Origin of the sequence: Amphibiibacter pelophylacis (assembly GCF_037688875.1) — a bacterium.
GTDB lineage: Bacteria > Pseudomonadota > Gammaproteobacteria > Burkholderiales > Burkholderiaceae_C > Amphibiibacter > Amphibiibacter pelophylacis.
On record NZ_JAWDIE010000016.1, the window covers coordinates 1 to 25,919 of the forward strand.

The 25,919-nt window shown below is 68.1% G+C and carries 24 protein-coding genes, 1 other RNA gene and 1 pseudogene; 10 read left to right on the plus strand and 16 right to left on the minus strand.

The window, feature by feature from the left end; genetic code table 11:
* Positions 1–219: 219 nt before the first annotated feature.
* A pseudogene (gene tolQ / locus RV045_RS10405) lies at positions 220–909 on the minus strand (protein TolQ); the annotation flags it as partial.
* Between the two features lie 113 nt (positions 910–1,022).
* On the opposite strand from tolQ, the gene msrA reads away from it, so the two are divergent.
* The gene (msrA, locus tag RV045_RS10410) at positions 1,023–1,589 is read left to right on the plus strand and encodes a peptide-methionine (S)-S-oxide reductase MsrA (RefSeq protein WP_423235721.1); all 567 of its coding nucleotides are present in this window, start codon (positions 1,023–1,025) and stop codon (positions 1,587–1,589) included.
* Positions 1,589–3,685, plus strand: a complete 2,097-nt coding sequence (locus RV045_RS10415; protein WP_423235722.1) for a transglycosylase SLT domain-containing protein — start codon at positions 1,589–1,591, stop codon at positions 3,683–3,685. The genes msrA and RV045_RS10415 overlap by 1 nt, the downstream gene beginning before the upstream one ends.
* An 11-nt stretch (positions 3,686–3,696) precedes the next feature.
* Here RV045_RS10415 and RV045_RS10420 read toward each other — a convergent pair whose 3' ends face one another.
* The 8 genes from RV045_RS10420 to RV045_RS10455 all read right to left on the minus strand — a co-directional run bounded on the left by RV045_RS10420 (position 3,697) and on the right by RV045_RS10455 (position 9,842).
* The gene (locus RV045_RS10420) at positions 3,697–4,041 is read right to left on the minus strand and encodes a type IV pilus modification PilV family protein (RefSeq protein ID WP_423235723.1); all 345 of its coding nucleotides are present in this window, start codon (positions 4,039–4,041) and stop codon (positions 3,697–3,699) included.
* Positions 4,041–5,219, minus strand: coding sequence for a hypothetical protein (locus RV045_RS10425; RefSeq protein ID WP_423235724.1), 1,179 nt, complete (start codon positions 5,217–5,219; stop codon positions 4,041–4,043). The genes RV045_RS10420 and RV045_RS10425 overlap by 1 nt, the downstream gene beginning before the upstream one ends.
* The gene (locus tag RV045_RS10430) at positions 5,216–5,869 is read right to left on the minus strand and encodes a hypothetical protein (protein WP_423235725.1); all 654 of its coding nucleotides are present in this window, start codon (positions 5,867–5,869) and stop codon (positions 5,216–5,218) included. The genes RV045_RS10425 and RV045_RS10430 overlap by 4 nt, the downstream gene beginning before the upstream one ends.
* Positions 5,870–5,877: 8 nt before the next feature.
* Positions 5,878–6,303, minus strand: coding sequence for a type IV pilin protein (locus RV045_RS10435; protein WP_423235796.1), 426 nt, complete (start codon positions 6,301–6,303; stop codon positions 5,878–5,880).
* Positions 6,291–6,887, minus strand: a complete 597-nt coding sequence (locus RV045_RS10440) for a prepilin-type N-terminal cleavage/methylation domain-containing protein (RefSeq protein WP_423235726.1) — start codon at positions 6,885–6,887, stop codon at positions 6,291–6,293. The genes RV045_RS10435 and RV045_RS10440 overlap by 13 nt, the downstream gene beginning before the upstream one ends.
* A 109-nt stretch (positions 6,888–6,996) precedes the next feature.
* Entirely contained in the window at positions 6,997–7,446 is a 450-nt protein-coding gene (gene nrdR, locus RV045_RS10445) for a transcriptional regulator NrdR (RefSeq protein ID WP_423235727.1), read from the minus strand.
* A 34-nt stretch (positions 7,447–7,480) separates the two neighbouring features.
* Positions 7,481–8,731 carry a serine hydroxymethyltransferase gene (gene glyA / locus RV045_RS10450; protein ID WP_423235728.1) on the minus strand — a complete coding sequence of 417 codons (1,251 nt, stop codon included), beginning with the start codon at positions 8,729–8,731 and terminating at the stop codon, positions 7,481–7,483.
* 82 nt (positions 8,732–8,813) lie between these two features.
* A complete protein-coding gene (locus RV045_RS10455; RefSeq protein ID WP_423235729.1) occupies positions 8,814–9,842 on the minus strand; it encodes a lytic transglycosylase domain-containing protein in 1,029 nt (342 codons plus the stop codon).
* A gap of 178 nt (positions 9,843–10,020) precedes the next feature.
* Between RV045_RS10455 and RV045_RS10460 the strand changes: the two genes are divergently transcribed.
* Complete coding sequence (locus RV045_RS10460; protein ID WP_423235730.1) at positions 10,021–11,700, plus strand: UbiD family decarboxylase; 1,680 nt, start codon at positions 10,021–10,023, stop codon at positions 11,698–11,700.
* A complete protein-coding gene (locus RV045_RS10465) occupies positions 11,697–12,719 on the plus strand; it encodes a DMT family transporter (protein ID WP_423235731.1) in 1,023 nt (340 codons plus the stop codon). Before RV045_RS10460 ends, RV045_RS10465 begins: the two co-directional genes overlap by 4 nt.
* 68 nt (positions 12,720–12,787) lie before the next feature.
* Here RV045_RS10465 and RV045_RS10470 read toward each other — a convergent pair whose 3' ends face one another.
* Complete coding sequence (locus RV045_RS10470; RefSeq protein WP_423235732.1) at positions 12,788–13,210, minus strand: hypothetical protein; 423 nt, start codon at positions 13,208–13,210, stop codon at positions 12,788–12,790.
* A gap of 254 nt (positions 13,211–13,464) precedes the next feature.
* Positions 13,465–14,658: a JmjC domain-containing protein gene (locus RV045_RS10475; RefSeq protein ID WP_423235733.1), complete on the minus strand. Its 1,194-nt coding sequence runs from the start codon at positions 14,656–14,658 to the stop codon at positions 13,465–13,467.
* Positions 14,659–14,729: 71 nt separating this feature from the next.
* Between RV045_RS10475 and RV045_RS10480 the strand changes: the two genes are divergently transcribed.
* From RV045_RS10480 to RV045_RS10490, 3 genes are read left to right on the plus strand one after another with little or no spacing between them, the layout of a single operon-like run.
* Positions 14,730–15,305 carry an FKBP-type peptidyl-prolyl cis-trans isomerase gene (locus tag RV045_RS10480; protein WP_423235734.1) on the plus strand — a complete coding sequence of 192 codons (576 nt, stop codon included), beginning with the start codon at positions 14,730–14,732 and terminating at the stop codon, positions 15,303–15,305.
* A 19-nt stretch (positions 15,306–15,324) separates the two neighbouring features.
* Positions 15,325–16,047, plus strand: coding sequence for a gamma-glutamyl-gamma-aminobutyrate hydrolase family protein (locus RV045_RS10485; RefSeq protein WP_423235735.1), 723 nt, complete (start codon positions 15,325–15,327; stop codon positions 16,045–16,047).
* Positions 16,044–16,568, plus strand: coding sequence for a YchJ family protein (locus tag RV045_RS10490; RefSeq protein ID WP_423235736.1), 525 nt, complete (start codon positions 16,044–16,046; stop codon positions 16,566–16,568). The genes RV045_RS10485 and RV045_RS10490 overlap by 4 nt, the downstream gene beginning before the upstream one ends.
* On the opposite strand, the gene RV045_RS10495 is transcribed toward RV045_RS10490, so the two are convergent.
* The 4 genes from RV045_RS10495 to glnE all read right to left on the minus strand — a co-directional run bounded on the left by RV045_RS10495 (position 16,569) and on the right by glnE (position 21,779).
* On the minus strand, positions 16,569–17,558 hold the full coding sequence (locus RV045_RS10495) for a potassium channel beta subunit family protein (RefSeq protein ID WP_423235797.1): 990 nt from the start codon (positions 17,556–17,558) through the stop codon (positions 16,569–16,571).
* A gap of 168 nt (positions 17,559–17,726) precedes the next feature.
* Positions 17,727–18,164, minus strand: coding sequence for a DUF1810 domain-containing protein (locus RV045_RS10500; protein WP_423235737.1), 438 nt, complete (start codon positions 18,162–18,164; stop codon positions 17,727–17,729).
* Between the two features lie 241 nt (positions 18,165–18,405).
* On the minus strand, positions 18,406–19,026 hold the full coding sequence (gene rrtA, locus RV045_RS10505) for a rhombosortase (RefSeq protein WP_423235738.1): 621 nt from the start codon (positions 19,024–19,026) through the stop codon (positions 18,406–18,408).
* Positions 19,023–21,779: a bifunctional [glutamate--ammonia ligase]-adenylyl-L-tyrosine phosphorylase/[glutamate--ammonia-ligase] adenylyltransferase gene (gene glnE / locus RV045_RS10510; RefSeq protein ID WP_423235739.1), complete on the minus strand. Its 2,757-nt coding sequence runs from the start codon at positions 21,777–21,779 to the stop codon at positions 19,023–19,025. The genes rrtA and glnE overlap by 4 nt, the downstream gene beginning before the upstream one ends.
* A gap of 182 nt (positions 21,780–21,961) precedes the next feature.
* Between glnE and RV045_RS10515 the strand changes: the two genes are divergently transcribed.
* Positions 21,962–22,780, plus strand: a complete 819-nt coding sequence (locus RV045_RS10515) for a carbon-nitrogen hydrolase family protein (protein WP_423235740.1) — start codon at positions 21,962–21,964, stop codon at positions 22,778–22,780.
* 223 nt (positions 22,781–23,003) lie between these two features.
* Here the strand turns inward: RV045_RS10515 and ssrA are convergent.
* Positions 23,004–23,374, minus strand: a transfer-messenger RNA (tmRNA) gene (gene ssrA, locus RV045_RS10520).
* A gap of 112 nt (positions 23,375–23,486) precedes the next feature.
* On the opposite strand from ssrA, the gene nadB reads away from it, so the two are divergent.
* Both nadB and ispD read left to right on the plus strand, forming a co-directional pair.
* Entirely contained in the window at positions 23,487–25,175 is a 1,689-nt protein-coding gene (nadB, locus tag RV045_RS10525; RefSeq protein ID WP_423235741.1) for an L-aspartate oxidase, read from the plus strand.
* Positions 25,172–25,918, plus strand: coding sequence for a 2-C-methyl-D-erythritol 4-phosphate cytidylyltransferase (gene ispD, locus RV045_RS10530; protein ID WP_423235742.1), 747 nt, complete (start codon positions 25,172–25,174; stop codon positions 25,916–25,918). The genes nadB and ispD overlap by 4 nt, the downstream gene beginning before the upstream one ends.
* Position 25,919: the final 1 nt, after the last annotated feature.

A 25,919-nucleotide genomic window follows, 5' to 3' on the forward strand; every position in this document is an offset into this window, starting at 1 on the left:
TGCGGGAGCGAATGGGCTGCGCGGCGCGGCCGGAGCCGCCTGCGGCGCCGTGCGTGGACGGTACTGATCGGCCTCGTAAGGGTTGGGTGCGGTGGCGCTGGGGTGCGGCTGGGCTTGCGCCGTATGGGCCGACTGGGCCGGGTACTGCGTCGCGTCCCAGGCGGTGGGAGCGGGCTGCTGGGGCGCCACGGGCGTCATGACCGGCACAGGAACCATGGCCTGCGCCGCTGCAGTGGCAGCCGGGTGCGGAATCTGGCGCTGCAGCAGGTTGGAGAACTCGTCGGCGAAGTTCTCCCACTGCATGGCGATGCGGTCGATGTCGCGCGTGAAGCGGTTGTAGGCCAGCACCGCCGGAATCGCGGCGAAGAGGCCCATGGCCGTGGCCACCAGCGCTTCGGCGATGCCGGGCGCGACCGTCGCCAGCGTGACCTGCTCCAGCGCAGCCAGTCCGACGAAGGCGTGCATGATGCCCCAGACCGTGCCAAAGAGGCCAATGTAAGGCGCCACCGACCCCACCGAGGCCAGCAGGCTGGTGCGGCTGTCGATGTGGTCCAGTTCGCGCTGGCAGGAGACGCGCATGGCGCGCCGGGCGCCATCGACCTGGGTGTCGGGGTCGAGCTGGCGTTCGTGCAGCTTGATGAACTCGCGCATGCCGTTGACGAAAATGCGCTCCATTGCCGAGCGTTCGGTCTTGCGCCCGATGTTCTGGTAGACCTCGCTGATGGCGGCGCCGGACCAGAATTCGCTCTCGAAACTGTCGCTGTCGCGCCGCGCCGCGCGCAGCGTGCTCACCTTGTGGACGATGACCGCCCAGCTGGCCACCGAGGCCGCGACCAGGATGAGCATCACCAGCTGGACGACCCAGCTGGCCTCCAGAATCAGATGCAGAAAGGAAAAGTTCTCGTTCATAGGGTTTACCTGCGCCGTCAGCCTGCAAGGCTGCACGGCAAAATGTCCCAAACAGCTTTGATTGTGCCCGACAAGCGTATGATTTAATTCTTTTCCTTTGTAAAAAAACCGCCATGAATCCGTCTGCCCCCCCTTCTTCTGACCTGATCCGCATCACCTTGGCCGGGGGCTGCTTCTGGTGTCTGGAGGCCGTTTACGTGCGTGTGCAGGGTGTACGCGGGGTGCAGTCGGGTTACGCCAACTCGCGGGTGCCCAGGCCCGATTACGCCGCCGTGTGCACGGGGCGCACAGGCGCTGCCGAGGCCGTCCAGATCGATTTCGATCCGGCTTTGATCAGGCTGGACGAGATTCTGGACATCTTCTGGCAGATTCACGACCCGACCACGCTGAACCGCCAGGGCGCCGACGAGGGCACGCAGTACCGTTCCGGCCTCTATGCGCAGGATGCCGGCCAGCTCGCGCTGCTGCAGCAGGCCGTGCAGCGCGCGCAGGCGAAGTTTGCCGCGCCCATCGTCACCGAGGTGGCGCTGCTGGACAATTTCACCCCCGCCGAGCCCGAGCACCTGCGCTACTTCGAGCGCCAGCCCAATCAGGGCTATTGCCGCCTGGTGGTGGCGCCCAAGGTGGGCAAGCTGCGCCAGAAGTTTGCCCAGCGCTCCAGCGACGGGGCGCTGCTGTGATGCGACGTGCTGCATGGATTCTGGCGCTGGCCACGAGCGCCAATCCCTTGGCCGCACTGGCGCAGAATGCGCTGGATGAATCGCCCGACGACTCGGGCATCACCGTCATCATTGGCGACCGGCCCGCGCAGACGCTGCGCTCCACGTCCGTGCCGGGAGTGATGCCGACGGGCGACGACCTCATCCTGCAGGCGCGCGACGCCTTCCGCCGCAAGGACAGCCTGGCGCTGGCCAGCCTGGCCGATGCCGCGCAGGCCGCGCGCCACCCGCTGGCCGGCTGGGTGGCCTACTGGGCCCTGAACAGTCGCCTGGACAGCGCGACACCCGACGAGGTCAACGCCTTTTTCCGCACCTGGGCGAACACCTATGTCGAGGACCGCCTGCGCAACGACTGGCTGCTGGAGCTGGGCAAGCGCCGCGACTGGGCGCAGATCCGGGCCAACGCGCCACTGTTTCGCATGAACGACGATAACGCGGTGAGCTGCTACGCGCTGCTGGCCGACGACATGCAGGGCCAGCCCGTGGACCGCGAGCGCGCCCGCAGCGCCTGGCTGCGCCAGACGCGCAGCGACGACGGCTGCACGCTGATGTCCACCACCTTCATGAACCGCATCCTGACGCCGCAGGACGCCTGGCAGCGCGCCATGGCCGACCTGGCCGACGGGCGCACCGCGCTGGCCCAGCGCGCCATTGATCTGGCCGATCCGCAAGGGCAGGGTCTGGTGCCGGGCACCACGTCCGGCATGGTGCTCTCGGCGCCGGAGCGCTTTCTGGACACGACCGGCGGCGTGCTGTCGGCCCCTTCGGTACCGCTGCAGGGCTGGCGCGTGGCCATGGCGCTGATGCAGCTGGGCAATACCGATGCTTACGCCGCCGCGCAGCGCCTGCAGACGACCTGGCAGGCGGTACTGCCACCGCTGCTGGTTCACTGCGTCTGGGCGCATCTGGCGCGCCGCGCGGGCTTTGCCCAGGCCTTCGAGGCCACGCAGTACGCCGAACAGGCCTGGACATCTCCTGGCGTTCCGGCGCAGTCGCTGCTGGATCCCTTTGTGCTGGAGTGGAATGTGCGTGCGCTCCTGCGCGTGCCCCGGCCCAACTGGGCGCTGGTGCAGCGCGTGATTGACGCCATGCCTGAGGCCACGCGCCAGCAGTCGCGCTGGCGCTACTGGAAGGCGCGCGCGCTGATCGCGCGGGGCGGGGCGCTCGCTGCGCAAGGCCAGGCGCTGATGCAGGGCGTGGCGGCGCCGCTGGATTTTTATGGCCAGCTCGCCACGCAGGATCTGGGTCAGCCACTTCAGGCGCCGCCGCAGGCCCAGGCGTCGGCGCAGGCGGTCGGCCGCGTTGCCGCCCATCCGGGCCTGCAGCGCGCCCTGCAGCTGATGGGGCTGGAGCTGCGCAGCGAGGGCGTGCGCGAGTGGAATTATTCGCTGCGCGGCCTGGGCGACGACGATCTGCTGGCCGCCGCCCAGCTGGCCTGCAGCCGCGAGATCTGGGACCGCTGCATTTTCACCAGCGACCGCACCGCGCAGCGCATCAACCTGGCGCAGCGCTATCCCACGCCTTTCCAGCCGCAGGTGATGGGCACGGCGGCGGGTGTCGGCATTGATCCCTCCTGGGTCTACGGACTGGTGCGTCAGGAATCGCGCTTCCAGACGGCCGCGCGCTCGGGCGTGGGCGCTACGGGGCTGATGCAGGTGATTCCGTCCACGGCGAAGCTGGTGGCGCGGCGCATTGGCGTCAGCATTCCCGCCAATGGCGTGGTGCGCGATCTGGACACCAATCTGCTGCTGGGCATGAGCTACCTCTTTCAGATCGGCGCCGAGTTTGGCGAGCAGCAGGCCCTGACCACGGCCGCCTACAACGCCGGGCCAGGGCGTCCGCGCCGCTGGCGCCAGGGGCCGACGCTGGAATCGGCGGCCTGGGTCGAGACCATCCCCTTCGCCGAAACGCGCGATTACGTGCAGAAGGTGCTGGGCAATGCCGTGGCTTACGATCTGGTACTGGGACGACGCGCGTCGCTCAAGGCCCGCCTGGGCACCACCATAGGCCCTGACGATGGCGGTGGCATCGTGCAGCAGATCGTCCCGCAGAACTGAGAGCGGCTGCATCAGCCATCTCCCTGCGGCGCAGGCTGGCGCCACAGCATGATCTGCTGGGTCAGCTGTCGTCCGCGGCGGTCTGACCAGCTGAGCACGATGCGCGCGGCGCTGCCACTACAGACGACCTGCACGGTGATGCCGTCCTGCGTGCGCTGGCTGCTGCGGCAGCCTGTGGCCGCCGCAAGCGCATCAGACTCGTCCTGCGCCAGCGCGCTGGCCAGGCGCAGACCGCTGCTGCGGTCGCGCAACGGCCCCAGATGCTGGCTGGCCTGCAGCACCGCCCAGGAGCTGCCGGTGGCCAGACCCAAGGCCACCAGAACCTCGATCAGGCTGGAGCCGCGCTGCGGGCGCATCAGAAATCCCGCCAGCTGCCGCGCTGCAGGGCGAAACGCCCGGCGCGCAGCCAGGCCGCCTGGACGGTGGCCGCGTCATGGTGCAGGTGAATGGGGGCGCCGCCTGAAAGGCGCACATCGCCGCTGACCCACAGGGCACCGTCCAGATTCAGCCCGGCACTGATGTCAACGGCACCGGCCACGATCAGGCCAGTAATGACCACACCCGGCGCGTCCACGCGCAGCGTGCCGTCCACCCGCAGCAGCACGGGCTGCTGGGCGCTGCCTAGGTGCGCACCGGCGGGCACCGCCCAGTCGCCGCTGCGCTGGATCAGGCGGATGTCTGCCGCATCGGGCTGCGGCCAGCGCTTGGCCAGCCAGAGGCGGTCCAGCGTGCGGGGCGAAGTGGCCAGCCAGGCGACCAGATCAGCGGGCAGCGCCGCGCCCGCAGCAGCGGTCTGTCCTTGAAGGCGATCCCAGCGTCCGCCCTGAACGGTGGTGGCGGGCACTGCCGATGCTGGCGCCGAAGGACCCAGCGCATCGTCCCCGGCCATCACCGCCCAGGCGTTCGCAGCGTCCAGTAAAAGGGGCGTTTGCGGCGCGGCGCTGACGCGTCCGCCCGCCAGCACCGCCACCGGCCAGGCCGCCGCGGCCTGCCAGGCGGGCAGCCAGCGCCACAGCAGCGACTGCTGGGCGCTGTGACCGCGCAGCGGATCGCAATCGGCGGCGCAGCCCGTGGATTGCAGCAGCAGCCAGGCGCTGCCCGCAGCACGGCTGTAGCGCAGGGCAAAACCGGGCGGCTGCGGAGCGTCGGAGCCCAGGCTCGCACAGCGGCACTGAGGCGAGGGAGCCGCCCCGGGTTCATCCGCCGCAGGCCAGGGCCAGGAGCAGTTCAGCCACGCCGTATCAGGCAGGGCGCTGGTGGTGCTTTTGATGGCAGGCAGCGCCGCCGCAAAAGCCGGGCAGGGCGCGGCACCGTCGGCCTGCGCCAGACCCCAGTCCAGCCCGGAGCGCGCGGCGGTAAAAGCCTGCGTCTGCTGCAGATCGCGCAGGCTGCTTCGGGCTTCGTCTATGACCTCGCCCAGCGCCAGCGCCTGAATCATCAGCATCAGGGCCAGCAGCCACCACACGGCCAGCATCACGGCCATGCCGCGCAGGTGTGAACGCACGACAGTGGCGTGCCAGGGGCGCGGCGTCATGGCGCTTCTCCGGTCTGGGGCGGGCACAGCACCACCGCGTCGCGGCGCACACCGGGCTGTGCGGGCCAGGCGATGCGGCTGCGCCAGGTCCAGAGCTCACCCCGGCGGCCGCGCACCACAGGCCTCGCCTGGACGCTGGCCAGTGCGCCGCTGGCGGGGCAGATGCCTGCTATGGCAGGTCCCACTGGCGCGACATCCAGCGCCTCCACCCACAGGAGTGCCGGATCGCTGATCGCCTGCCAGTTGTTCAGGCCCAGCTGGGTCTGAAGCACGCCGCTGCTGATGCGCACGCCGCTGGCCTCGGCAGACTGCGGTCCGGTCGTGCCCGCCGGGCGCGGGCTGACCGATTCGTAGACCCAGGTGGCGCGGTTACGGCTGGTGTCCACCCAGACCCAGTCGCCCGGGCTGCGACGGTGCCCGGCGCGGCGCAGTTCGCGCACCAGGCGCTGGGTCACCCCCTGGAAATGCCGCTGTGCGGCCGACAGGGCTGCATTTTCGGCGTGCTGCAGGGCCAGGTGTCCCAGCAGACCCAGCATCATGGCGCCCAGCAGCAGGCCCAGCGCCTGGCTGACCAGCAGTTCGGTCAGGCCCAGACCGTGCTGGCACCGTGCGGCCGGGGCGGGGGCGGGATGGGGCGCAGGATGGGGCATGACACGCTCTAGGCCAGGTCGCAGGCGCCGGGCCCGGGCTCGGCCCAGCGGCGGCTGCGCCACAGGTCTTCGTGCAGGCGCAGCAGCAGGCACTGGCTGTCCTGCTGCTGTGGGCCTTGCGCCTGTGCTTGCGCGGCATAGCTGCCCGGGGCCGCGTCCTGCAGGCTGAGCCGGAAGTGTCCGCGCGGGCTGGTGGCGGCCAGCCCCAGCTCGGTCCAGTCGGTGCAGTAGCGGCCCAGGCGCCAGCGGCAGTCGTTCTGAGCGCGCTGCACTGCCTGCAGCGCCAGCCAGCCGTCCTGGCGCTGACTGCGCAGCCGCCAGGCCTGCAGACCGCCCAGCGATCCCAGCGTCAGGATACCCACGCAGGCGCAGACGACGAGCAGCTCGATCAGGCTCATTCCGCTGTTGCAGCGGGTGCGGCTCAGGCGCTGCATGGTGGCCACCCGGCAACGCCTTGGTCACTGCACGAGCGCACGCGGCCGCTGATGTTGATGATGTGTTTGAGCCAGACCACGCCGTCCAGCTGCAGTGCCAGGCTGGCGGTGGGCGTGGCCGTGCCGCGCACCGGATCGAACAGCACGCTGGCCGCCGTCGGGCCCAGTGACCAGGGCGGAGCCAGCGCGTGCGTCAGCAGCACGGTCGTCCCGCTGGGACAGGTGGCCAGCACCTCGCCCTGAACTGTAGAGGGTACAGGGCAGCGGCAGCCCGTGCTCGTACCCAGCAGCAGCGCCCAGCAGGACAGGGTGGTGCTGCCCGGAGACGAGGCCGCGGCGGTCGAGGCAGCCGAGGCAGGCAGCCAGGCCCAGCGCACCGCACGTCCCTGCGACAGGGCGAGCGACTGGGCCAGCAGCACATCGGCCTGCAGCTGCCAGCCCTGGCGGCTGGCCTGCTGGCGCAGCCGCTGGTCGGCCATGGCGGGCAGACCGGCCAGAACAAGCGCGGCGACCAGCGCCAGCGTTACCAGCAGCTCGGGCAGCGACAGGCCACAGGACAGGGATCGGGATGGGGATGAGTGCATGGACAGCCTCCGAACGCCACATGGCGCGGCTTGCGGCATTGTCTGGCTCGGCTTCGGACGCCGCCATCCCCCCGCAGGGGAGTAGCGCCCCGGCGCATGTCAGCGCAGACTAGGACAGACTGTCGGAAATCAGCTGGCGGAAGGCGTCCACGTCCTCGAAGCTCTGGTAGACCGAAGCAAAGCGCACAAAGGCCACTTTGTCGATGGTTTTGAGCTCCTGCATCACCTGGTCGCCCAGGTGGGCGGTGGGCACCTCTTTGAGGCCGCTGGTGCGCAGGCGCTCGCTGATGTGCGCGATGGCGGCATCGACGCGGCCGATGTCCACATTGCGCTTGCGCAGGGCCAGCATCATGCTGGCGCGCAGTTTGGCGGGGTCAAAATCGGTGCGCGTGCCGTCTTTCTTGACGACCACGGGCATGTCGATTTCGGCGCGCTCGTAGGACGTGAATCGCCGCTCGCACGCGGTGCAGCGGCGGCGGCGGCGCACGGTGCTGCCGTCGTCCGACACCCGGGTTTCCATCACCTGGGTGTCGCTGTGACGGCAGTAGGGGCAGTGCATCGCGGGGCGGCGGCGATCCGAAGGGCCGGACCGATCAGCGGTAGACCGGGAAGCGCTGCGTCAGCTCTCGCACGCGCGCCTTCACGGCTTCGATGACGGCCGGGTCGTGCGGGGCGTCCAGCACGTCGGCGATCAGGTGGGCTGTGGCGCGGGCCTCGTCCACCCCGAAACCGCGCGTGGTCAGCGCCGGGGTGCCCAGGCGGATGCCGCTGGTCACCATGGGTTTTTGCGGATCGTTGGGGATGCCGTTCTTGTTGCAGGTCATGTGCGCGCTGCCCAAGATGGCTTCAGCCTCTTTGCCGGTCAGATTTTTGGGGCGCAGGTCGACCAGCATCACGTGGCTTTCGGTGCGGCCGCTGACAATGCGCAGGCCGCGCTCGATCAGGGTGTCGGCCAGAACGCGGGCGTTGTCCAGCACCTGCTGCTGGTAGGCCTTGAAGCCAGGCTGCAGCGCTTCGTGAAAGGCCACCGCCTTGCCCGCGATGACGTGCATCAGCGGTCCGCCCTGGATGCCCGGGAAGATGGCCGAGTTGATTTTTTTGGCGACCTCTTCGCCGCGCATCAGGATCAGGCCACCGCGCGGGCCGCGCAGGCTTTTGTGCGTGGTCGTGGTGACGACATCGGCGTGCGGCACCGGGTTGGGGTAGACCCCGGCAGCGATCAGGCCTGCGTAGTGCGCCATGTCGACCATGAAGTAAGCGCCGATGGCCTTGGCCACCCTGGCGAAGCGCTCGAAATCGATGCGCAGCGCAAACGCCGACGCGCCCGCAATGATGAGTTTGGGTTTGTGTTCGTGGGCCAGACGCTCCATGGCGTCATAGTCGATGTCTTCGGCGGCGTCCAGGCCGTAGCTGACCACCTTGAACCACTTGCCCGACATGTTCAGCGGCATGCCGTGCGTCAGGTGACCGCCTTCGGCCAGGCTCAGGCCCATGATGGTGTCGCCAGGCTGCAGCAGGCCGAAAAATACGGCCTGATTGGCCTGGCTGCCGCTGTTGGGCTGGACGTTGGCGAACTCGGCGCCGAAGAGTTTCTTCGCGCGGTCGATGGCCAGCTGTTCGGCGATATCGACGTACTCGCAGCCACCGTAGTAGCGCTTGCCAGGATAGCCTTCGGCGTACTTGTTGGTCAGCTGGCTGCCCTGCGCGGCCATCACGGCCGGGGAGGTGTAGTTTTCGGAGGCGATCAGCTCGATGTGATCTTCCTGGCGCTGGTTTTCCTGGGCGATGACGGCGGCGATTTCGGGATCAACGGCGGTCAGGGTGTGGCTTTGTCGGTCGAACATGGCGGCGCGGGCTGAAGATGAAAAAGGAAACCCGATTCTATCCGCCCGCACTGCCAGCCTGCTGCGGCCCGCTGAAGTGCCCTCAGGGTGCAGCCATGGCCAGCTGGGTGGCGCGGAAATCGCGCGGCTCGGGCCGGGTGGTGAAGGCTGCGCTGGCGGTGTGCTCGCCACGCTGGGTGTGGGCGTGGGCCGGAGCGGTTTCTGCGCTGGCCTGCAATGGCAGGGGCGGCGGCGGGGTCTGGCGCGGACCGGCGCCGCTGACCATCAGGAAAGGCGCTGTCGGCGGCAGGGGCTTGCCGGCCAGCACCGCTTTCAGGTGGGTCTGCTCGCCCAGCACCTTGGCGGCGTAACCGCCGTCGCTGGCCAGGTTGGCGGCGCCCACGTAAAAACGCAGTCCACGCTCGACGCTGCCGGCGCGGTTGATGCACTCGCGCAGCACCTTCACGCCCACGCGCAGGTTGGTCAGCGGATCCAGTGCGGCCAGGTTGCCGCCAAAGCCCTCATATTTGTCGCTGTGGATCTCGGTCATCACCTGCATCAGGCCCTGGGCGCCGACATGGCTCTGCGCATAGGGGTTGAAGCGCGATTCGATCGAGACCACCGCCAGGATCAGTGTCGGATCCAGCTGCGCGGTGCGACCCATGTGCCAGGCCTCCTTGACCACGCTGGCCATGGCTTCGGGCGCCACGCGATAGCGGCGCGACAGCCAGTCAGCCACACGGCGCTGCGGGATGGTCAGCTCGCTGGTCAGCGGCGTGGGCAGGGTGGCACTGACGCGGGTCAGGGCATCGGCGTCCACCACTTCCGCCAGCGCCTGCTGCACCGGATCGACCGGGGCGGGTGGCGTCAGTGCGGCCTGGACGGCTTCGCGCTCGGCGGCCTGCGTCTGCAGCCAGGCCATCAGCTGCTGCTGCTGCTGGTGGCGCCAGTCGGTGTTGTAGAGTCCATAAGCGCTCACCGCAACGACCGCCAGACCGGTGGCTGCCAGACCGTGCCGCACCAGACCGCGCACCCCCCGGCCCACATCGCCGCAGACCACGGCCACGGCGCGCGCAGTATCGCGCCAGCGTCCGGGAGTCTGCGGGAAGGTGGGGGTCTGGTCTGTCATCATGCGGGAGTATCCTGCCGGGTGGCGTCTGGGGTGGCGATGCGCAACCCCATGTAAATCAAGCCTTTGTGGGGCTTGTGTGGCGGGTCGGCAAGAGGGTAACTGTTGAATTTCCCGGATTCTAGGAAGAACAAATATAACCAGTCAATGATATGAATTTTTTTTTTGATAACCAGCAGCTATGAAATACCGAGATTTGCGCGATTTCCTGGCCCAGCTCGAAGCCCAGGGTGAACTGCGTCACGTGCCGCAGACCGTGTCCACTTATCTGGAGATGACAGCGCTGTCAGACCGGGTTCTGCAGGCCGAAGGGCCTGCACTGATGTTCGATTCGGTGCGTCACCCGCCGCCGATCCAGGTCAGGACAGAATCTGTCAAAGAGAGTGATCTATCTCCGGAAATGTGTCGCAGTGGTGCAACAGCAGCGCGGCCGCCGGTGGCGTCCGGCCAGCCACTGCGCAGCCGCCGCGTGCTGGCCAACCTGTTTGGCACCCCCCGGCGGGTGGCTTTGGGCATGGGCGCGGAGTCGGTTTCGGCGCTGCGCGAAGTGGGCCAGCTGCTGGCCGCGCTGAAAGAGCCCGATCCCCCGCGCCGCCTCAAAGACGCCGGGCGCCTGCTGCACATGGCCAAGGCGCTGTGGGACATGAAACCGGCCACCACCTCGCGCCCAGCCTGCCAGCAGGGGGTGCTGGAGGGCTCTGACATTGATCTGACCCAGTGGCCCATTCAGCACTGCTGGCCGGGCGACGTGGCGCCGCTCATCACCTGGGGGCTGGTGGTGACGCGCGGCCCGCAGTCGGTCGCGCAGCCGCGTCTGCGCCAGAACCTGGGCATCTACCGCCAGCAGGTGATTTCGCCGACCGAGGTCATCATGCGCTGGCTGGCGCACCGGGGCGGAGCGCTGGATTTCCGCGAGTTCGCCCGCGCCAACCCCGGCCAGCCTTTCCCGGTGGCGGTGGCGCTGGGCGCTGACCCGGCGACCACGCTGGGCGCGGTCACACCGGTGCCCGACAGCCTGTCGGAATACCAGTTCGCCGGTCTGCTGCGCGGGGGCCGCACCGAGCTGGCCAGCACGCAGGTGGGCGAGGGCGGCCTGATGCTGCAGGTGCCCGCCACCGCCGAAATCATCCTGGAAGGGCATATTCCGCCCGCCGAAAAAGGCTACACCGGCACCAGCGCCCACGGCATTGCGCTGAAAGAGAAGGACGGCTACCTGCACGCGCTGGAGGGCCCTTACGGCGACCACACCGGCTATTACAACGAGCAGGACTGGTTCCCCGTGGTGCGCCTGGCGCGCATCACGCACCGCGACGACCCGATCTATCACAGCACCTACACCGGCAAGCCGCCGGACGAGCCCGCCGTGCTGGGCGTGGCGCTCAACGAGGTTTTTGTGCCCATCCTGCAAAAGCAGTTCGCCGAGATCACCGATTTCTACCTGCCCCCCGAAGGCTGCAGCTACCGTCTGGCGGTGGTCTCGATCAAAAAGAGCTACCCCGGCCACGCCAAACGCATCATGCTGGGGCTGTGGAGCTTTCTGCGCCAGTTCATGTACACAAAATTCATCATCGTCTTGGATGATGACGTCAACATCCGCGACTGGAAGGAAGTCGTCTGGGCCATGACGACCCGCATGGACCCGGTGCGCGACACGGTGCTGGTCGACAACACGCCCATTGATTACCTGGATTTCGCCTCGCCGACCAGCGGTCTGGGCGGCAAGATGGGTCTGGATGCCACGCACAAATGGCCGGGCGAAACAAGCCGCGAATGGGGCCGCACCATCACCATGGACGCGGCCGTGCAGGCGCGCTGTGATGCGCTTTACACCGATCTGTTCGGCGCCGGAGCCCGGCCTTGAGCGCAACGCCCGCCGCGCCGCGCACGCTGCTGGGCGTGGCGGCGGCGCTGGGCGCCGGGCTGATGTGGGGCCTGGTTTTCGTGGCGCCGCAGCAGCTGGGCGACTACAGCGCCTGGCAGCTGACGCTGGGGCGCTACGCGGCCTTTGGCGTGGTCGTCCTGCCGCTGGCGCTGATGCAGTGGCAGGCGCTGCGGCGTCTGGCCCGCGCCGACTGGCTGGCCGCGCTGCGCCTGTCGCTGATCGGCAACTTTCTGTACTACACGCTGCTGGCGACGGCGATTGGCCTGGCCGGTGTGCCCGTGCCCTCGCTGATGATAGGGACGCTGCCGGTGGTGATTCCGCTGGCGGCCAACTGGCTGCAGGGGCGGGGCGGTCAGGCGCGGCTGCCCTGGCGGCGCCTGGCGCTGCCGCTGGGTGCCATCGCGCTGGGGCTGGCCTGCGTGCAGACCGACCAGTGGCAGCGTCTGGCAGCCCTGGCGTCCAGCACGCAAGCGCGCTGGCACCTGCTGGCCGGGGCGGCGGTGGCGGTGGGTGCGGTCTGGGCCTGGACCTGGTACCCCATCCGCAACGCGCAGTGGCTGCAGCAGCACCCGCAGCACCGCGCCGTCACCTGGGCGACGGCCCAGGGCCTGGTCACCCTGCCGCTGGCCGTGCTGGGTTTTGCCGGGGTCTGGGGAGTGACCGCGCTGCTCAGCGGGCCATCTGCCGCTGGTGCGCTGCTGGCCGGTCCGCGCCCCGAGCACTATCTGCTGTGGATGCTGGCGCTGGGCGTTCTGGCGTCGTGGCTGGGCACACTGCTGTGGAATATCGCCAGCCAGAATACGCCCACGACGCTGACCGGTCAGCTCATCGTGTTTGAAACCCTCAGCGCACTGACTTACGCCTATGCGCTGGCCGGCCGCTGGCCCTCGCTGCTGGAGGCGGTGGGTATCGGGCTGCTGATTGCAGGGGTTCTGACCGGGGTTCGTGCCGTGCGAGTCCGGGCCGTCACCGGACCGAAAGAAAGCAGTCGCGCATAAAAAAACCAGCCCGAAGGCTGGTTTTAGCGCAGTACCAGACCCGAGTCCGGCAGCAACCTCAAAAAGAATTACTTCTTTTCTTCGGTGGCAGGAGCGGTGGCGGCAGCAGCAGCGTTGGCAGCGTCGTTCACAGCAGCTTTGGCGGCGTCGGCAGCGTTGCCAGCGGCGTCTTTGGCAGCTTCCATGGCGTTGCCGGCGGAATCCTTGGCGGCGCTCATGGCGTTGCCAGCAGCGTCCTTGGTGGCGTCCATGGCGTTGCCAGCCGCATCCTTGGCGGCGCCCATGGCATCCTTGGCGGCGTCAGCGGCAGGGGCTGCAGCGTCAGCAGCCGGGGCTGCAGCAGCGTCAGCAGCCGGAGCCATTGCAGCAGGTGCTTCAGCAGCCGGAGCCATTGCAGCGGGCGCTTCAGCGGCAGGGGCTTCTTCTTTCTTGCTGCAGGCGGTCAGGGCGGCAGCGGCGATCAGGGCGGAGAGCAGAATCGACTTGTTCATGAATTTTCCTTTGAGAGTGGCAGAGGGACGTTATTTCAACGCAAACAAACGCAGGTTTGTGATACGACCCGTCAAGAAAAGTTCCAGTCTGGTTCTCATCTTTTCGGTTCAGTAGAAAACAGTGCAGGGTCTTGCGACCTGTCGCAGCGTCTTCTGCTGGGGCGAATTATAGGGATGACCCTAATGTCTTCAATTTTTCGTGATGAAAAACGAAATTTGCGGGTTAGGCATGTTGTGTAAATGCATCAAGTGCGTTATGTGCCGTGCAGCCAGCCGTCATCCAGCCAGTCCTGCAGAATGGCCCGGGCGTCGGGCGTGAGGCGCTGGACGTCCTGCGCAGCGAGCTGGCGGGTATCCGCCAGCCGCTGCAGCAGCAGCAGATCCGGGCCGCTGGCCTCGAAGCTTTCGCCGTTGATGAACAGGGCGCCGCCCTCGCCATACAGCATGCGCGTGGCCCGCGCCAGCCGCACACCCCCGCCGTTCGTGGGGGAGACTTTGCCGGGCGCGTCAAAAACGGTGTCCGGTTTGGGCTCGGAGAGCAGCGAGCCCAGCGCCTCGCCCAGCGCGTCGCCCTCGTCCAGCAGGCGGGCCAGGTGCTGGCGCATGAAGGCCAGCATCTGCGGCGGAATGCGCGCGCCCTGCGCCGTGGCGGCCTGATCCGGGTCGGTGTAGATGGGGTTTTCGGTGTCGTCAAAAGCGACGCTGTCCAGATCCAGATCGTCCAGCAGGCGCTGCAGCACCTGCGAGGCCAGGCCCAGCCCGCGCGGGCTGCGAAAGCCCACCGAGCAGGTCATGCAGCCGTCGCCCACGGCGATCCCGTCATGGCCGTAGTGCGGCGGCAGATAGAGCATGTCGCCGGGGTTCAGCACTTCGTCCACCGTGGGCGTGAAATCGGCCAGGATGCGCAGCGGCAGCCCGGGGCGAATGCGCGCATCCGCCACCGGCCCGATGCGCCAGCGCCGCTGTCCGCTGACCTGCAGCAGAAAGACATCGTAGGCATCAACGTGCGGCCCGACGCCGCCGCCATCGGCCGCCAGCGAGATCATCAGATCATCCAGCCGCGCGGCCGGGATGAAATCGAATCGGTCCAGCAGGGCGCGCGCCGCGTCCAGGTGGGTGTCCACGCCCTGCATCAGCACCGTCCAGCGCGTGGCGCCATCCCCGGGCCAGTCGCGGCGCTTGAGCGGGCCGTGTTTCAGCGTCCAGCCGGCCTCGTCGCCGGGGCCGCTGCGCTGGATCAGGCGGGATTCGACGCCCTCCTGCTGGCACCAGCGGCGCAGCTGCGCCGCGTCCAGTGGCGGCTGCACCTCCGGCCAGGCGCCGCGCACCAGCAGCGGCTTTTTCTGCCAGTGGTCGCGCATGAAAACGGCAGGGCTCAACCCCCCCAGCAGCGGGGTGGGCTGGCCCAGATCGCGATCCTGGCGTTCGCTGACGGATGGATTTGTCATAATGGTTCACCCCAATCACAGTGGCTGACCTGCACCGCGTGCAGGCCCGCCGCATCATAGCCCCGAGTGCGATGAACATCCGCCTGCCCTGTGTGGTCACCCTGTCCTGGCGCATGACCGACGCCAGCAATGAAGCGCTCGCCGACTGCGACACCCCCCGCGAGGTGCTGCTGGCCGACGACGGCCCGCTGCTGCCCGCGCTGCAGCAGGTGCTGGTCGGCCAGACCGCCGGGTTCGAGACCCGCGTCCAGCTGGAGCCGCATCAGGCTTTTGGTGATTACGACGCCCAAGGCGTGTGCATTGAATCGCGCACGCTCTTCGCGGGCGACATCGAGGCTGGCCAGCAGCTGCGCGGCCTGCCTGAAGGGCACATCAGCAGCGGCATGCCGCTGGATGCGCTCTACACGATCACCGAAATCTACGACGAGCACGTCGTGCTGGACGCCAACCACCCGCTGGCCGGCATGGCGCTGCGCTTTGATCTGAAAGTCCACGCCGTGCGCGAGGCGACCGACGCCGATCTGTCCGGGCCGCTGGCCCTGGGGCCGGATGCGGGCGACGTGCTGGCCGCGCTGGGGCTGGAGGTCGAAGCCAGCGACGGCTGGGCCAGCGTGCTGGTCGACCTGCCGCGCCCGACGCTGCATTGAATCTCCTATGAAGATACCGATGACACCCGATGCCCCGCTGGTGGGCCTGAGCACCTATCCGGTCAACGACCGCGGCCAGTTCACCATGCCGTCCAGCTATGTGCTGGCGGTGCAGCGTGCCGGAGGCATTCCTGTGCTGCTGCCGCCCGTGAGCCCCGCCCCGGTAGACGCCTGGCTGGAGCGTCTGGACGCGCTCGTGCTGACTGGCGGTGGGGATATTGCCCCTGCGCACTTTGGCGAATCGGCCGTTCACGACACGGTTTACAACACCAGCGATGAGCGCGACGCCAGCGAGCTGGCCCTGGTCCACGCCGTGCTGGAGCGCCGCCTGCCGCTGCTGGCCATCTGCCGCGGGCTGCAGATCCTGAACACCGCGCTGGGCGGCACGCTGCACCAGCACCTGCCCGACGTGGTCGGCGAGGACACGCTGCACCGCCGCCAGCAGATGGAGCCCATTGAGCACGCGGTCCGTGTGGCGCCCGATTCGCATCTGGCCGGTCTGATCGGCGAGTCGGTGACGACGCAATCGTGGCACCATCAGGCCATCGCCGAACTGGCGCCGGGCCTGCAGGCCGTGGCCTGGGCGCCCGACGGAATCATCGAAGCGGTGGAGCTCAGCGGCCACCCCGAACTGATGGCGGTGCAGTGGCACCCCGAGCTGTCCGCCCCGCAGGATGCGGGCCAGCAGCGGCTGTTTGATCATCTGATCTCGAGTGCCCGCGTGTATCGGGCGGCCGCATGAGCGCGGCTTTGCCGGGCGATTCCACCCCCGCGCCGCTGAGCCTGGCGCCGACAGCACCCTGTCCCTGCGGACGCACAGCGCCCTTGCGCGACCGCAAAGGCCGCATCGTCCAGACGCCCGTGGCCTTCGCCGATTGCTGCGGCCCTTATCTGGACGGCGGTGCGCTGGCCCCCGACGCCGAGCGCCTGATGCGATCGCGCTACAGCGCCTTCGTGCTGCTGCGTGCGGATTACATCCGGGCGACCTGGCACCCCGACACCTGCCCCGATCCGCTGGATGTGCTGGAGGGCACGCGCTGGCTGGGCCTGACGGTGCAGCAGCACACGCCCACCGGCCCGGACAGCGCCACCGTGTCTTTCGTGGCGCGCTGGCGCCGCGTGGGGCAGGGTGGCGGCCACGCAGGCCGCATGGCTGAAATCAGCCAATTTGTGCGCGAAGACGGGCGCTGGCTTTATGTGGACGGCGTTCTGGGCGGGCCACGCGGCGAAGCCGTCGTGGCCCCGGACGCTGACGCGGGTTGATCAGGCCAGATCGTCCAGCGGGCCGGTGATGGCCTGAATGCGCTGGATCACCTCCGGCGTCAGCTGGGGCAGCAGGGCCAGCGCGCCCAGGTTGTCGTGCAGCTGCCCGATTTTCGACGCGCCGGTGATCACGCTGCTGACGCGCGGGTTGTGCGCCACCCAGGCGATGGCCAGCTGCGCGACGCTGCCGCCCAGCTCTTTCGCAATCGTTTCCAGCTGGGCGACGGCGGCGTTGCGCTGCGGATCGGTCAGGTGCTGCTGCAACCAGCCCAGTTCCGGGCGCGCGCCCCGGCTGTCCGCCGGAATGCCGGCGCGGTATTTGCCGCTGAGCAGGCCGGAGGCCAGCGGGCTCCAGGTGGTCAGGCCCAGGCCAACATCGTCATAGAGGCGGGCGTATTCCTGCTCGACCCGGCGGCGGTGGAAGAGGTGGTACTGCGGCTGCTCGACGACCGGCGCGTGCAGGTGGTGCTGGCGCGCGATGGCCACGGCGCCGCGAATCTCGTCCGCGCTCCACTCGCTGGTGCCCCAGTAGAGCGCCTTGCCGCGCTGGATGATGTCGTGCATCGCCCAGACGGTTTCCTCCAGCGGCGTGTGCGGGTCGGGCCGATGGCAGTAGATCAGATCAAGATAATCCAGCCCCAGCCGCTTGAGCGAGGCATCGACCGAGCCCAGCAGATACTTGCGGTTGAGCGTGTCCTTGCGGTTCTCCTGGTGGCCGCGCGCGGCCTCGATGCCCCAGAAGAATTTGCTGGAGACGATGTAATCCAGCCGGTTCCAGCCCAGTTCGCGCAGCGCCTGACCCATGACGGTTTCGCTGGCGCCGTCGGCGTAGACCTCGGCGTTGTCGAAGAAGTTGACGCCCGCGTCAAACGCGGCGGCCATCATTTCGCGCGCGGCGCGCACGTCCACCTGGTTGGCGTAGGTGATCCACGACCCCAGCGACAGCGCGCTGACTTTCAGGCCGCTGCGGCCCAGGCGTCGATAAACCATGCTGGGGTGATACTGGGGCCAGGAGGTGCTCATGGGGTGTCCTTTGAGTGAAAACAGGCGATCATGATGACCGACCATGGGATACCCTGAGGGTGGAGCGGGTTATTCTGGCGGGTGTCACTCAGAGTTGGGTAAGTTATTCACAAGCAAATCGGGCAAAAATCCATTTCAAGCATCGCCACGCTGAAGAAGTTCAAGGGTCAAGGGATCAAGACTGCCCTGATAGTAGCGATCAAGAGCCTCTACAAAGCACGGCTCGGAAGGAAGGGCGGCCGAAAACAAGGTCAGACAAGATCTGAATTTTAGCGCATCAATGTCTCCAAGTATCTCGGCTGCAGATTTACCTTCCAATGCAAGTATCGTTTGAATGCACTCACGCAGGCGTGGGCCCAAAATTGGATGCGCCCAATATGCGACGGCTTCCTGAGCGTTTTCCAGGCCATAACGACGCGCCATGGTGCTACGCCCAAGCGCTTTGAGTTGCGGAAATATGAACCAGATCCAGTGGGTCTCTTTGTGGCCAGCGCGAAGCTCGTCAAGGGCATCCTGGTATTGGAAATCTTGCGCTTGAATGAAATGTACAAAATTTAAAGAATCAATTGGCATAGCTGGCCGGGCAAAATAGTTTGCACTTAGCTTAATGATTATGACGCAGCAATAATGTTACTGATGTCAAGCGGATGCCAATTTAAAAATCACTCTCAAGGCCGTCTATTCCTTGAGTGCGCGAAAACCGGATCCGCATCAGTAGTGATCCGAAAAACTCAGGCCTCAATGCGCAGCGCTGACGGTTTTTGAGCCACAACCCAATCTCAGAATTCAGATTCATTCTATTCCACAAACCCCATCAAGCAAACCGCTCCCGCCACCTGACCCACACCCCCGTCACCCCCCACGCCACGCCCGCCGCGAGTAACCCGCCCGCATGACCCATGGGCGCGACGGGCACATCCAGGTGCGCAGTCACAACCACGGCGGCGCCCCAGGGGTGTTCGAGCAGGACTTTGCTTGTCAGGGCCACCAGGGCGGTCCAGCCCAGGACGCGCACGCGCAGGGGCTGATCGCCAGACAGCAGGGGCAGGGTGGCAAGCAGGGTGCCGGCGTGCAGCACGCCGGACAGGCCGCCGTAAGGGGGCAAGTCGGGGCGCAGGAGCAGGAATATCTGTGTCAGCGGCCAGGCCAGCGCCCAGGCCAGGGCGGCGCGGCGGGTGACGCGGGTGGCGGCAGCCCACAGGGCCAGGACGGCGACGCCGCACAGGTTGAGCACCAGGTGCATCGTGGACCAGTGGACCAGCGCGGCCGTGAAGGCGCGCCAGGGCTGGCTGGCGAAGCGGCTGGCTTCCCAGGCCAGATCAGGGCGCAGTGCGGGCCGCGCGGCGACGGCCATGGACAGCAGCGCCAGCAGCGTGCTCAGGGCCAGCCAGAGCGCCAGGCCGCCGTGTTGGGGGGCCGGGCGCTGGGGTTTCAAGCGGCGGAGGCGACTTGTGCGTAGCGGCCAAACACCGCCTGCCAGGCGGCGCGGATGGCGGCAGTGGGCGCAGCGACGCTGTCCGGCGCAATCGGGGCGCTGCTTTCGTCCAGCCGCGCCTGGTGCTGGCGGGCGCGCAGTTCGCGGTAGGCATCGGCGGCGGCGTGACCCACGCCTTCGGGCAGCAGACCCATGCTTTCGGCGCGCTGCAGCAGGGCGATGTTGCCTGCGTTATCCATCAGCGCCGGGTGATCGCTGCTGTGCGCCAGCACCAGGAACTGCACGGTGAACTCGGCGTCCATCATGCCGCCCACGCTGTGCTTCAGATCAAACGTATTCGCAGGGACGGGCGTGGCGGCGCGGACCCTGTCACGCATGGAAAGAATCTCCTGTGCCAGCGCGGCGCGGTCACGCGGGCTGGACAGCACCTCGCGGCGGACCTGGTCAAACTGCGCGGCCAGCTCGGGCTCCCCCGCACAGAAGCGCGCGCGGGTCAGCGCCTGGTGTTCCCAGGTCCAGGCCGTGTTGCTGCCGCGCCCCTGCTGGTAGCGCGCGTAGGACGCCATCGACGACACCAGCAGCCCCGAATTGCCGTTGGGCCGCAGCGCGGTGTCGATATCGAACAGCGCGCCCGCGTTGGTGCGCAGCGTCAGCCAGCCGATCAGCTTGCGCACGAAGCGGGTGTAAATCTCCTGCGCGGCGTCCGGATCGTCTTCCTGGCTGTCGTCGTACAGAAAGACCAGATCCAGATCGCTGCCGTAGCCCAGCTCCTTGCCGCCCAGTTTGCCGTAGGCGATCAGGGCCAGGCGCGGCGCGGGCCGGTGGCGCTGACGCAGGTGCTGCCAGGCCCAGCGCAGGCTGACATCCAGCATGGCGTCGGCCAGCAGGGAGAGATCGTCCGCGACCTCTTCAACCGCGATGCGGCCATCGACCTCGCGCACCAGGGTCGCGAAAACCTCGGACTGGTGGGCGCGGCGCAGGGTGTCCAGCAGCGCTTCTTCGGTGTCCTCGCCCGCGCGGGTCAGGGCGTCGTAGCGGCTGGCCATATTGGCGTCGAAGCTGGCGCGGTCAAAGCGCATGGCCATGCCCTGGTTGTCGGCCAGCTCGTCGATGACACCCGGATAGGTGTTCAGATAGCGCATGGGCCAGCGTGCAAAACCCAGCACGCGCAGCAGGCGGTCGAGCACGTCGCGGCGCTCGACCAGCAGGGCGAGATAGCTTTCGCGGCCGCCCAGGCTGCCGACCCAGTCCAGAAAACGCTGGCCGCTGGATGTGGGGCACTGCCCGGCTTCCAGCGCCTTGCCCGTCAGCACCAGCAGCTTGCCCAGGCGCAGGCGCGCGGCGTCGGACAGACCCTGGATGCGCGGCTGCTGCACCCACACGCGCACCTGTTCGGCGAAGCTGTCGGGCAGGCGCTGCAGCAGCGCGGGGCTGTCCACCGGCACGGCCTGGTTCTGGCAGTTCCGGCATTCTCCCGGGGCCTGGCCGTCGTGCAGCAGGGCGTCGAACTCGGTGCTGACGCGCTCGCGCACCTCGTTGTAGCGGTTCATCAGATCGCAGCCATTGGCCAGATCCGGGTCGTTCAGGCTGCGCGCAATCCAGTCCAGATCGCGGTCTTCGGCGGGCAGGGTGTGCGTCTGCTGGTCGTCCAGAAACTGGATGCGGTGCTCGGTGCGGCGCAGGAAGGTGTAATCGGCGGCGAGCTGGCGCGCCGTCGCCGGGGTGATCAGGCCTTTGGCGGCCAGCTTGTCCAGCGCGGGCAGGGTGGAGCGCGAACGGATCTCCGGAAACTGCCCGCCGCGCACCACCTGCAGCAGCTGGACGATGAACTCGATCTCGCGGATGCCGCCCCGCGCCAGCTTGACGTCGCAGGCGCGCAGCGGGCGCCCGGCGGCGCGGCGGGTGTGGTCCTCGCGGATTTTGCGGTGCAACAGGCGCAGCGCTTCGAAAATGCTGTAGTCCAGATAGCGGCGGTAGACAAAGGGCGAGACCAGGCTGCGCAGCTGCAGGGCGCGGCCGTTGCTGACCGAGGCCCAGGGCGCGATCACGCGGCTTTTCAGCCAGGCGAAACGCTCCCACTCGCGGCCCTGGACCAGCAGATACTCCTCCAGCATGGCCATGCTGACCGCGATGGGGCCGGACTGCCCGTTGGGCCGCAGGTCCAGATCCACCCGGAAGACGAAGCCGTGCTCGGTGGTGTCGCCAACCAGGGTGGACAGGCGGCGTGCCACCTGCGCGAAATACTCGTGTGCGCTGACGCTTTTGGCGGTGCTGCCGGGCTTGGGGCGGGTCTGGCCGTCTTCCTCGTAAACGTAGATCAGGTCGATGTCGGACGAGACGTTCAGCTCCTTGCCGCCCAGCTTGCCCATGCCCAGGATCCAGAAATCGATGCGCTCGCCCGCCTCGTTGAGCGGCGGGCCGTAGAGCGCGTCGGCCTGGGCCAAGGCCTCGTCAAGCGCCAGGTTGAGCGCGGTTTCGGCCAGTTCGGTGACCGATCGGGTGATGTCGCGCAGGCTGGCGTTGTCTTCGGTGTCCAGCACCGCCAGGCGCTCCAGCGCCAGCTGGCGGGTGATGCGCAGCGCGGCGCCCAGATCATGGCTCTGGGCCTGAAGCGCCTGGACGCAGGCGATCAGGCTGTGGCGATCGGGCAGTCCGGCGGGCAGCAGGGGCATGTCCAGCTCGTAGCGGCGGCGGACGCGCTGCACGAAACGGCTGTGATCGGCACTGGCGCCCCGGGGACGGGGCAGGGTCATGTCGTTGACTGGCATAAGATGCGGCGTGGGCGACCGGGTTGACCGTGCCCCGCAGGAAGACAGGATGCAGGGATTGTGCCCCAGCCGGATTCAGCTTGCCGTCAGCGTCACGGCTGCCCCTGGGCGCAGTCGGGTGTCTGTAAAGAAGTCTTGGGCGTAACAGGGAAATAGGAGAAATTGCCATGAAAGTTGCCGCCATCCAGATGATTTCCGGCCAGGACGTGGCCCGCAACCTGCGCCAGGCGCAGGAGGGGCTGGAGCGCGCCGCCGCTGAAGGAGCGCGTCTGGCGCTGCTGCCTGAATACTTCTGCCTGATGGGCCGCCAGGACACGGACAAACTGGCCATCGCCGAAGACGACGGCAACGGCCCGCTGCAGGATTTCCTGGCGGCGCAGGCGCAGCGTCTGGACCTCTGGCTGGTGGGCGGAACGCTGCCGCTGCGCGCGCCGCAGGCCGGGCGCGTCTACAACAGCGCGCTGGTTTACGCGCCCGACGGCTCGCGCGCGGCGCGCTACGACAAAATGCACCTCTTCGCCTACGACAACGGCCGCGAGAGCTACGACGAAGCCCGCGTCCTGACGCCCGGCCAGCAGCCCTGCACCTTTGACTGCAGCGACCGCGACGGCGGCACCTGGCGCGTGGGCCTGGCCATCTGCTACGACCTGCGCTTCCCCGAGCTGTTCCGCCAGATGATGACGCCCCAGGCCTGCGATCTGCTGTGCGTCAACGCTGCCTTCACCGCGACCACCGGCCGCGCGCACTGGGACGTGCTGCTGCGCGCCCGCGCCATCGAAAACCAGACCTGGCTGCTGGCCAGCGCCCAGGGCGGCGTGCACGACAACGGCCGCGCCACCTGGGGGCACAGCCAGCTCATCGACCCGTGGGGCGAGGTTCAGGTGCTGCGCGGCACGGGCGTCGGCGCGGTGGTGGGCACCCTCAGCCGCGAGCGCCTCGCCGAAGTGCGCAGCCAGTTGCCGGCGCTGGAGCACAGGCGCTGCTGAGGGCGTTCAGGCTCTCCTGTCAGTGGCTTACTGGGGTGGCAAGAGAGCCCTTAAAGGAGCTTTAAGCCGGTTCATCGATTTGGAGACCCTCTGTGCTCGTTTCCAGCGAGGCTGTTTACAGGCTTCAGTGGACGTGCTCAGACTGAAGCGGGCAAGAAAAAAGCCTCAAGTCGTTGAAAACTTGAGGCTTTTGGACTTCTGCGGACGTTGGCGGAAGTCAGTTTGGTGGAGCCGGGGGGAATTGAACCCCCGTCCGTCAGCCATCACCGGCCAGTTCTACATGCTTAGCTCATTGATTTGGATCTCGCCTTGGCGCCGCGCAAGAGCACGCTGCGTTTTGAGCCAGTTGCTGTGAATCTCGACACACCCCTCGCAACCCGAGGTGTATCCAGGCCATAAAAATGACCTTTCAGTCTTTGTCTTGCGACTCAGACACCGCCTATGGCCAAGCGGTTGAAAGGCGCGCCGGTTTTAAGCGGCGATTGCGAAACGTTCTTCGTTTGCAGTTGGTTTTTTCCAGTGGATTTACGAGCGGACTGGTGCTCGGCATGCCCTGATCCAGATCCGCACCCACGTCGAAACCAGGTCGGCCCCTGAAAAGGAATCCGCATTCTACGCCACGAGGCCCGCAAAGGCCAGCCTGGCGCGCAGGTATAGTCGCGGGCAGGGCCATTGTGGCCCTTGCCAACCCCGCCTGGATGCCGCCATGAACGTGACGCCCGACTCTGCCGCCCACACCAGGGCTTCCAGCGAACTGTCTGGATCCGGGGGGCTGCCCGTGGTGATCGTGGGCGCAGGCCTGGCCGGGCTGACGGTTGCGCTGCACCTGGCCGACCACGTCCCGGTGCGGGTGCTGGCCAAGCGGCGGCTGGAGGAGGGCGCCACTGCCTGGGCGCAGGGCGGGATTGTGGGTGTGCTGGGCCAGGACGACAGCGTGGCCGCGCACGTGCGCGACACCCTGGACGCGGGCGCCGGGCTGGTGGATGAGCATGTGGCGCAGGTCATCGCCGAAAACAGCGCCTCGGCCATCGCCTGGCTGGTGCAGCAGGGCGTGGGCTTTTCGCCCGACCCCAGCGGACCGCTGGGACTGCACCTGACGCGTGAAGGCGGCCATTCGGTGCGCCGCATCGCGCACGCGGCCGACGCCACGGGCAAGGCCATCCACGACGCGCTGCTTCGCGCCGCCCGCGCCCACCCCGGCATCGAGCTGCGCGAGCACTGGATGGCCATCGACGTCATCACCGACCGCCACACCGACCCCGCGCGCAGCGGCACGCCGCGCTGCCACGGCGTCTACGCGCTGGATCTGGCCACGCAGAGCGTCCATACCCTGGCCGCTCGCGCCGTGGTGCTGGCGTCGGGTGGGGTGGGCAAGGTCTACCGATACACCAGCAATCCGGACACGTCGACGGGCGACGGCATCGCCATGGCCTGGCGCGCGGGCTGCCGCGTGGGCAATATGGAATTCATCCAGTTCCACCCGACCTGCCTGTATCACCCGCAGGAGCGCAGCTTTCTGATCACCGAGGCGCTGCGTGGCGAGGGCGCGCACCTGCTGCTGCCGCTGCGCGACGCCGATGGCCAGATTCACCCCGAGCGTTTCATGCACCGCCACGATGCGCGCCTGGAGCTGGCGCCGCGCGACATCGTCGCCCGTGCCATCGATTTCGAGATCAAGAAACACGGTCTGGACTGCGTCTGGCTGGACGCCCGCCACCTGGGCCGCGAGCACCTGCTGCAGCACTTTCCCACCATCCACGCGCGCTGCGCGGCGCTGGGCATCGACATCGCCACACAGCCGATTCCGGTGGTTCCGGCGGCGCACTACACCTGCGGCGGCGTGGTCACCGACCTGTCCGGGCGCTGCGATCTGCCGGGGCTGTACGCGGTCGGCGAGACCTCCTGCACCGGTCTGCACGGCGCCAACCGCCTGGCCAGCAATTCGCTGCTGGAATGCGTGGTGCTGGGCCGGTCCTGCGCGGGCGCCATCCTGGATCAGCCTGCCGGCCCGCCGCCCGTGCTGCCGCCTTGGGACGAAAGCCAGGTCGAGGACGCCGACGAGCAGGTCGTCATTGCCCACAACTGGGACGAGCTGCGCCTGATGATGTGGAACTACGTCGGCATCGTGCGCACGACGCGGCGCCTGGAGCGCGCGCTGCACCGCATCGAGCTGCTGCACGCCGAGATCCACGATTACTACGCCAACTTCCGCGTCAGCCGCGACCTGCTGGAGCTGCGCAACCTGGTCGACTGCGCGGGCCTGATCGTGCGCAGCGCCCTGCAGCGTCACGAAAGCCGCGGTCTGCATTTCTGCCGCGATTACCCCGATCTGCTGCCCGTGACCTTCCCGACGCTGCTCGTCCAGCGCCCGGACCGCCGCCGGGGGCAGGCATGACGGCGCCGACAATACCGCCCGCAAGCGAACGCTTCTGGGCGCTGGTGCCCTGTGCTGGCGTGGGCGTGCGTGCCGGGCAGGGTGGGCCCAAACAGTATGCGGATCTGGCTGGGCGCACCGTGGTCGAGCACACGCTGCGCGCCCTGGCGGCGGTGCCCGAACTGCACGCCACGCTGCTGGTGCTGGCGCCGGGCGATGCGGTGTTTGCGCCGCAGATCGCGCCGCGTCTGGCTGATCTGGCGCGGCCCCTGCACCTGGCCTGTGTCGGTGGCGCCGAACGCGCCGACACCGTCGCGGCGGGTCTGACGGCCCTTCAGTCCGTGGGCGCCCGGGCGGACGACTGGGTACTGGTCCACGACGCCGCGCGCTGCCTGGTGCCGCCGCAGGCCGTCAGCCGCCTGATCGCGCAGTGCCGCCATGACCCGGTCGGCGGCCTGCTGGCGCTGCCGGTGGCTGATACGCTCAAGCGCGCCGCTCCGGCGTCATCTTCATCGGGCGAGAACGCTGCCGCGCGCAGCGAAACCACCGTAGACCGCCGTGGCCTGTGGGCCGCGCAGACTCCGCAGATGTTCCGCCTGGAGCTCCTCGCCCGCGCCCTGCAGCAGCGCCACAGCGGCACCACCGACGAGGCCAGCGCCATCGAAGCCCTGGGCCTGAAGCCGCGCCTGGTGGAGGGCGATGCCCGCAACTTCAAGCTGACCTGGCCTGCGGATTTCGAGATGGCGGGGCGGCTGGTGGGGTGAG

Excerpts from the sequence above, each read along its gene's own strand:
- RV045_RS10455 (WP_423235729.1), bottom strand. The coding sequence starts at position 9,842 with ATGATGACAGACCAGACCCCCACCTTCCCGCAGACTCCCGGACGCTGG.
- glnE (WP_423235739.1), bottom strand. The coding sequence starts at position 21,779 with ATGACCCTGCCCCGTCCCCGGGGCGCCAGTGCCGATCACAGCCGTTTC.
- glyA (WP_423235728.1), bottom strand. The coding sequence starts at position 8,731 with ATGTTCGACCGACAAAGCCACACCCTGACCGCCGTTGATCCCGAAATC.
- RV045_RS10430 (WP_423235725.1), bottom strand. The coding sequence starts at position 5,869 with ATGCCCCATCCTGCGCCCCATCCCGCCCCCGCCCCGGCCGCACGGTGC.
- RV045_RS10500 (WP_423235737.1), bottom strand. The coding sequence starts at position 18,164 with ATGCCAATTGATTCTTTAAATTTTGTACATTTCATTCAAGCGCAAGAT.
- RV045_RS10470 (WP_423235732.1), bottom strand. The coding sequence starts at position 13,210 with ATGAACAAGTCGATTCTGCTCTCCGCCCTGATCGCCGCTGCCGCCCTG.
- nadB (WP_423235741.1), top strand. The coding sequence starts at position 23,487 with ATGAACGTGACGCCCGACTCTGCCGCCCACACCAGGGCTTCCAGCGAA.
- RV045_RS10485 (WP_423235735.1), top strand. The coding sequence starts at position 15,325 with ATGACACCCGATGCCCCGCTGGTGGGCCTGAGCACCTATCCGGTCAAC.
- RV045_RS10495 (WP_423235797.1), bottom strand. The coding sequence starts at position 17,558 with ATGGTTTATCGACGCCTGGGCCGCAGCGGCCTGAAAGTCAGCGCGCTG.
- RV045_RS10480 (WP_423235734.1), top strand. The coding sequence starts at position 14,730 with ATGAACATCCGCCTGCCCTGTGTGGTCACCCTGTCCTGGCGCATGACC.
- nrdR (WP_423235727.1), bottom strand. The coding sequence starts at position 7,446 with ATGCACTGCCCCTACTGCCGTCACAGCGACACCCAGGTGATGGAAACC.
- RV045_RS10425 (WP_423235724.1), bottom strand. The coding sequence starts at position 5,219 with ATGACGCCGCGCCCCTGGCACGCCACTGTCGTGCGTTCACACCTGCGC.
- RV045_RS10475 (WP_423235733.1), bottom strand. The coding sequence starts at position 14,658 with ATGACAAATCCATCCGTCAGCGAACGCCAGGATCGCGATCTGGGCCAG.
- RV045_RS10515 (WP_423235740.1), top strand. The coding sequence starts at position 21,962 with ATGAAAGTTGCCGCCATCCAGATGATTTCCGGCCAGGACGTGGCCCGC.
- RV045_RS10435 (WP_423235796.1), bottom strand. The coding sequence starts at position 6,303 with ATGCAGCGCCTGAGCCGCACCCGCTGCAACAGCGGAATGAGCCTGATC.
- RV045_RS10440 (WP_423235726.1), bottom strand. The coding sequence starts at position 6,887 with ATGCACTCATCCCCATCCCGATCCCTGTCCTGTGGCCTGTCGCTGCCC.
- RV045_RS10460 (WP_423235730.1), top strand. The coding sequence starts at position 10,021 with ATGAAATACCGAGATTTGCGCGATTTCCTGGCCCAGCTCGAAGCCCAG.
- RV045_RS10420 (WP_423235723.1), bottom strand. The coding sequence starts at position 4,041 with ATGCGCCCGCAGCGCGGCTCCAGCCTGATCGAGGTTCTGGTGGCCTTG.
- msrA (WP_423235721.1), top strand. The coding sequence starts at position 1,023 with ATGAATCCGTCTGCCCCCCCTTCTTCTGACCTGATCCGCATCACCTTG.
- ispD (WP_423235742.1), top strand. The coding sequence starts at position 25,172 with ATGACGGCGCCGACAATACCGCCCGCAAGCGAACGCTTCTGGGCGCTG.
- RV045_RS10490 (WP_423235736.1), top strand. The coding sequence starts at position 16,044 with ATGAGCGCGGCTTTGCCGGGCGATTCCACCCCCGCGCCGCTGAGCCTG.
- RV045_RS10415 (WP_423235722.1), top strand. The coding sequence starts at position 1,589 with ATGCGACGTGCTGCATGGATTCTGGCGCTGGCCACGAGCGCCAATCCC.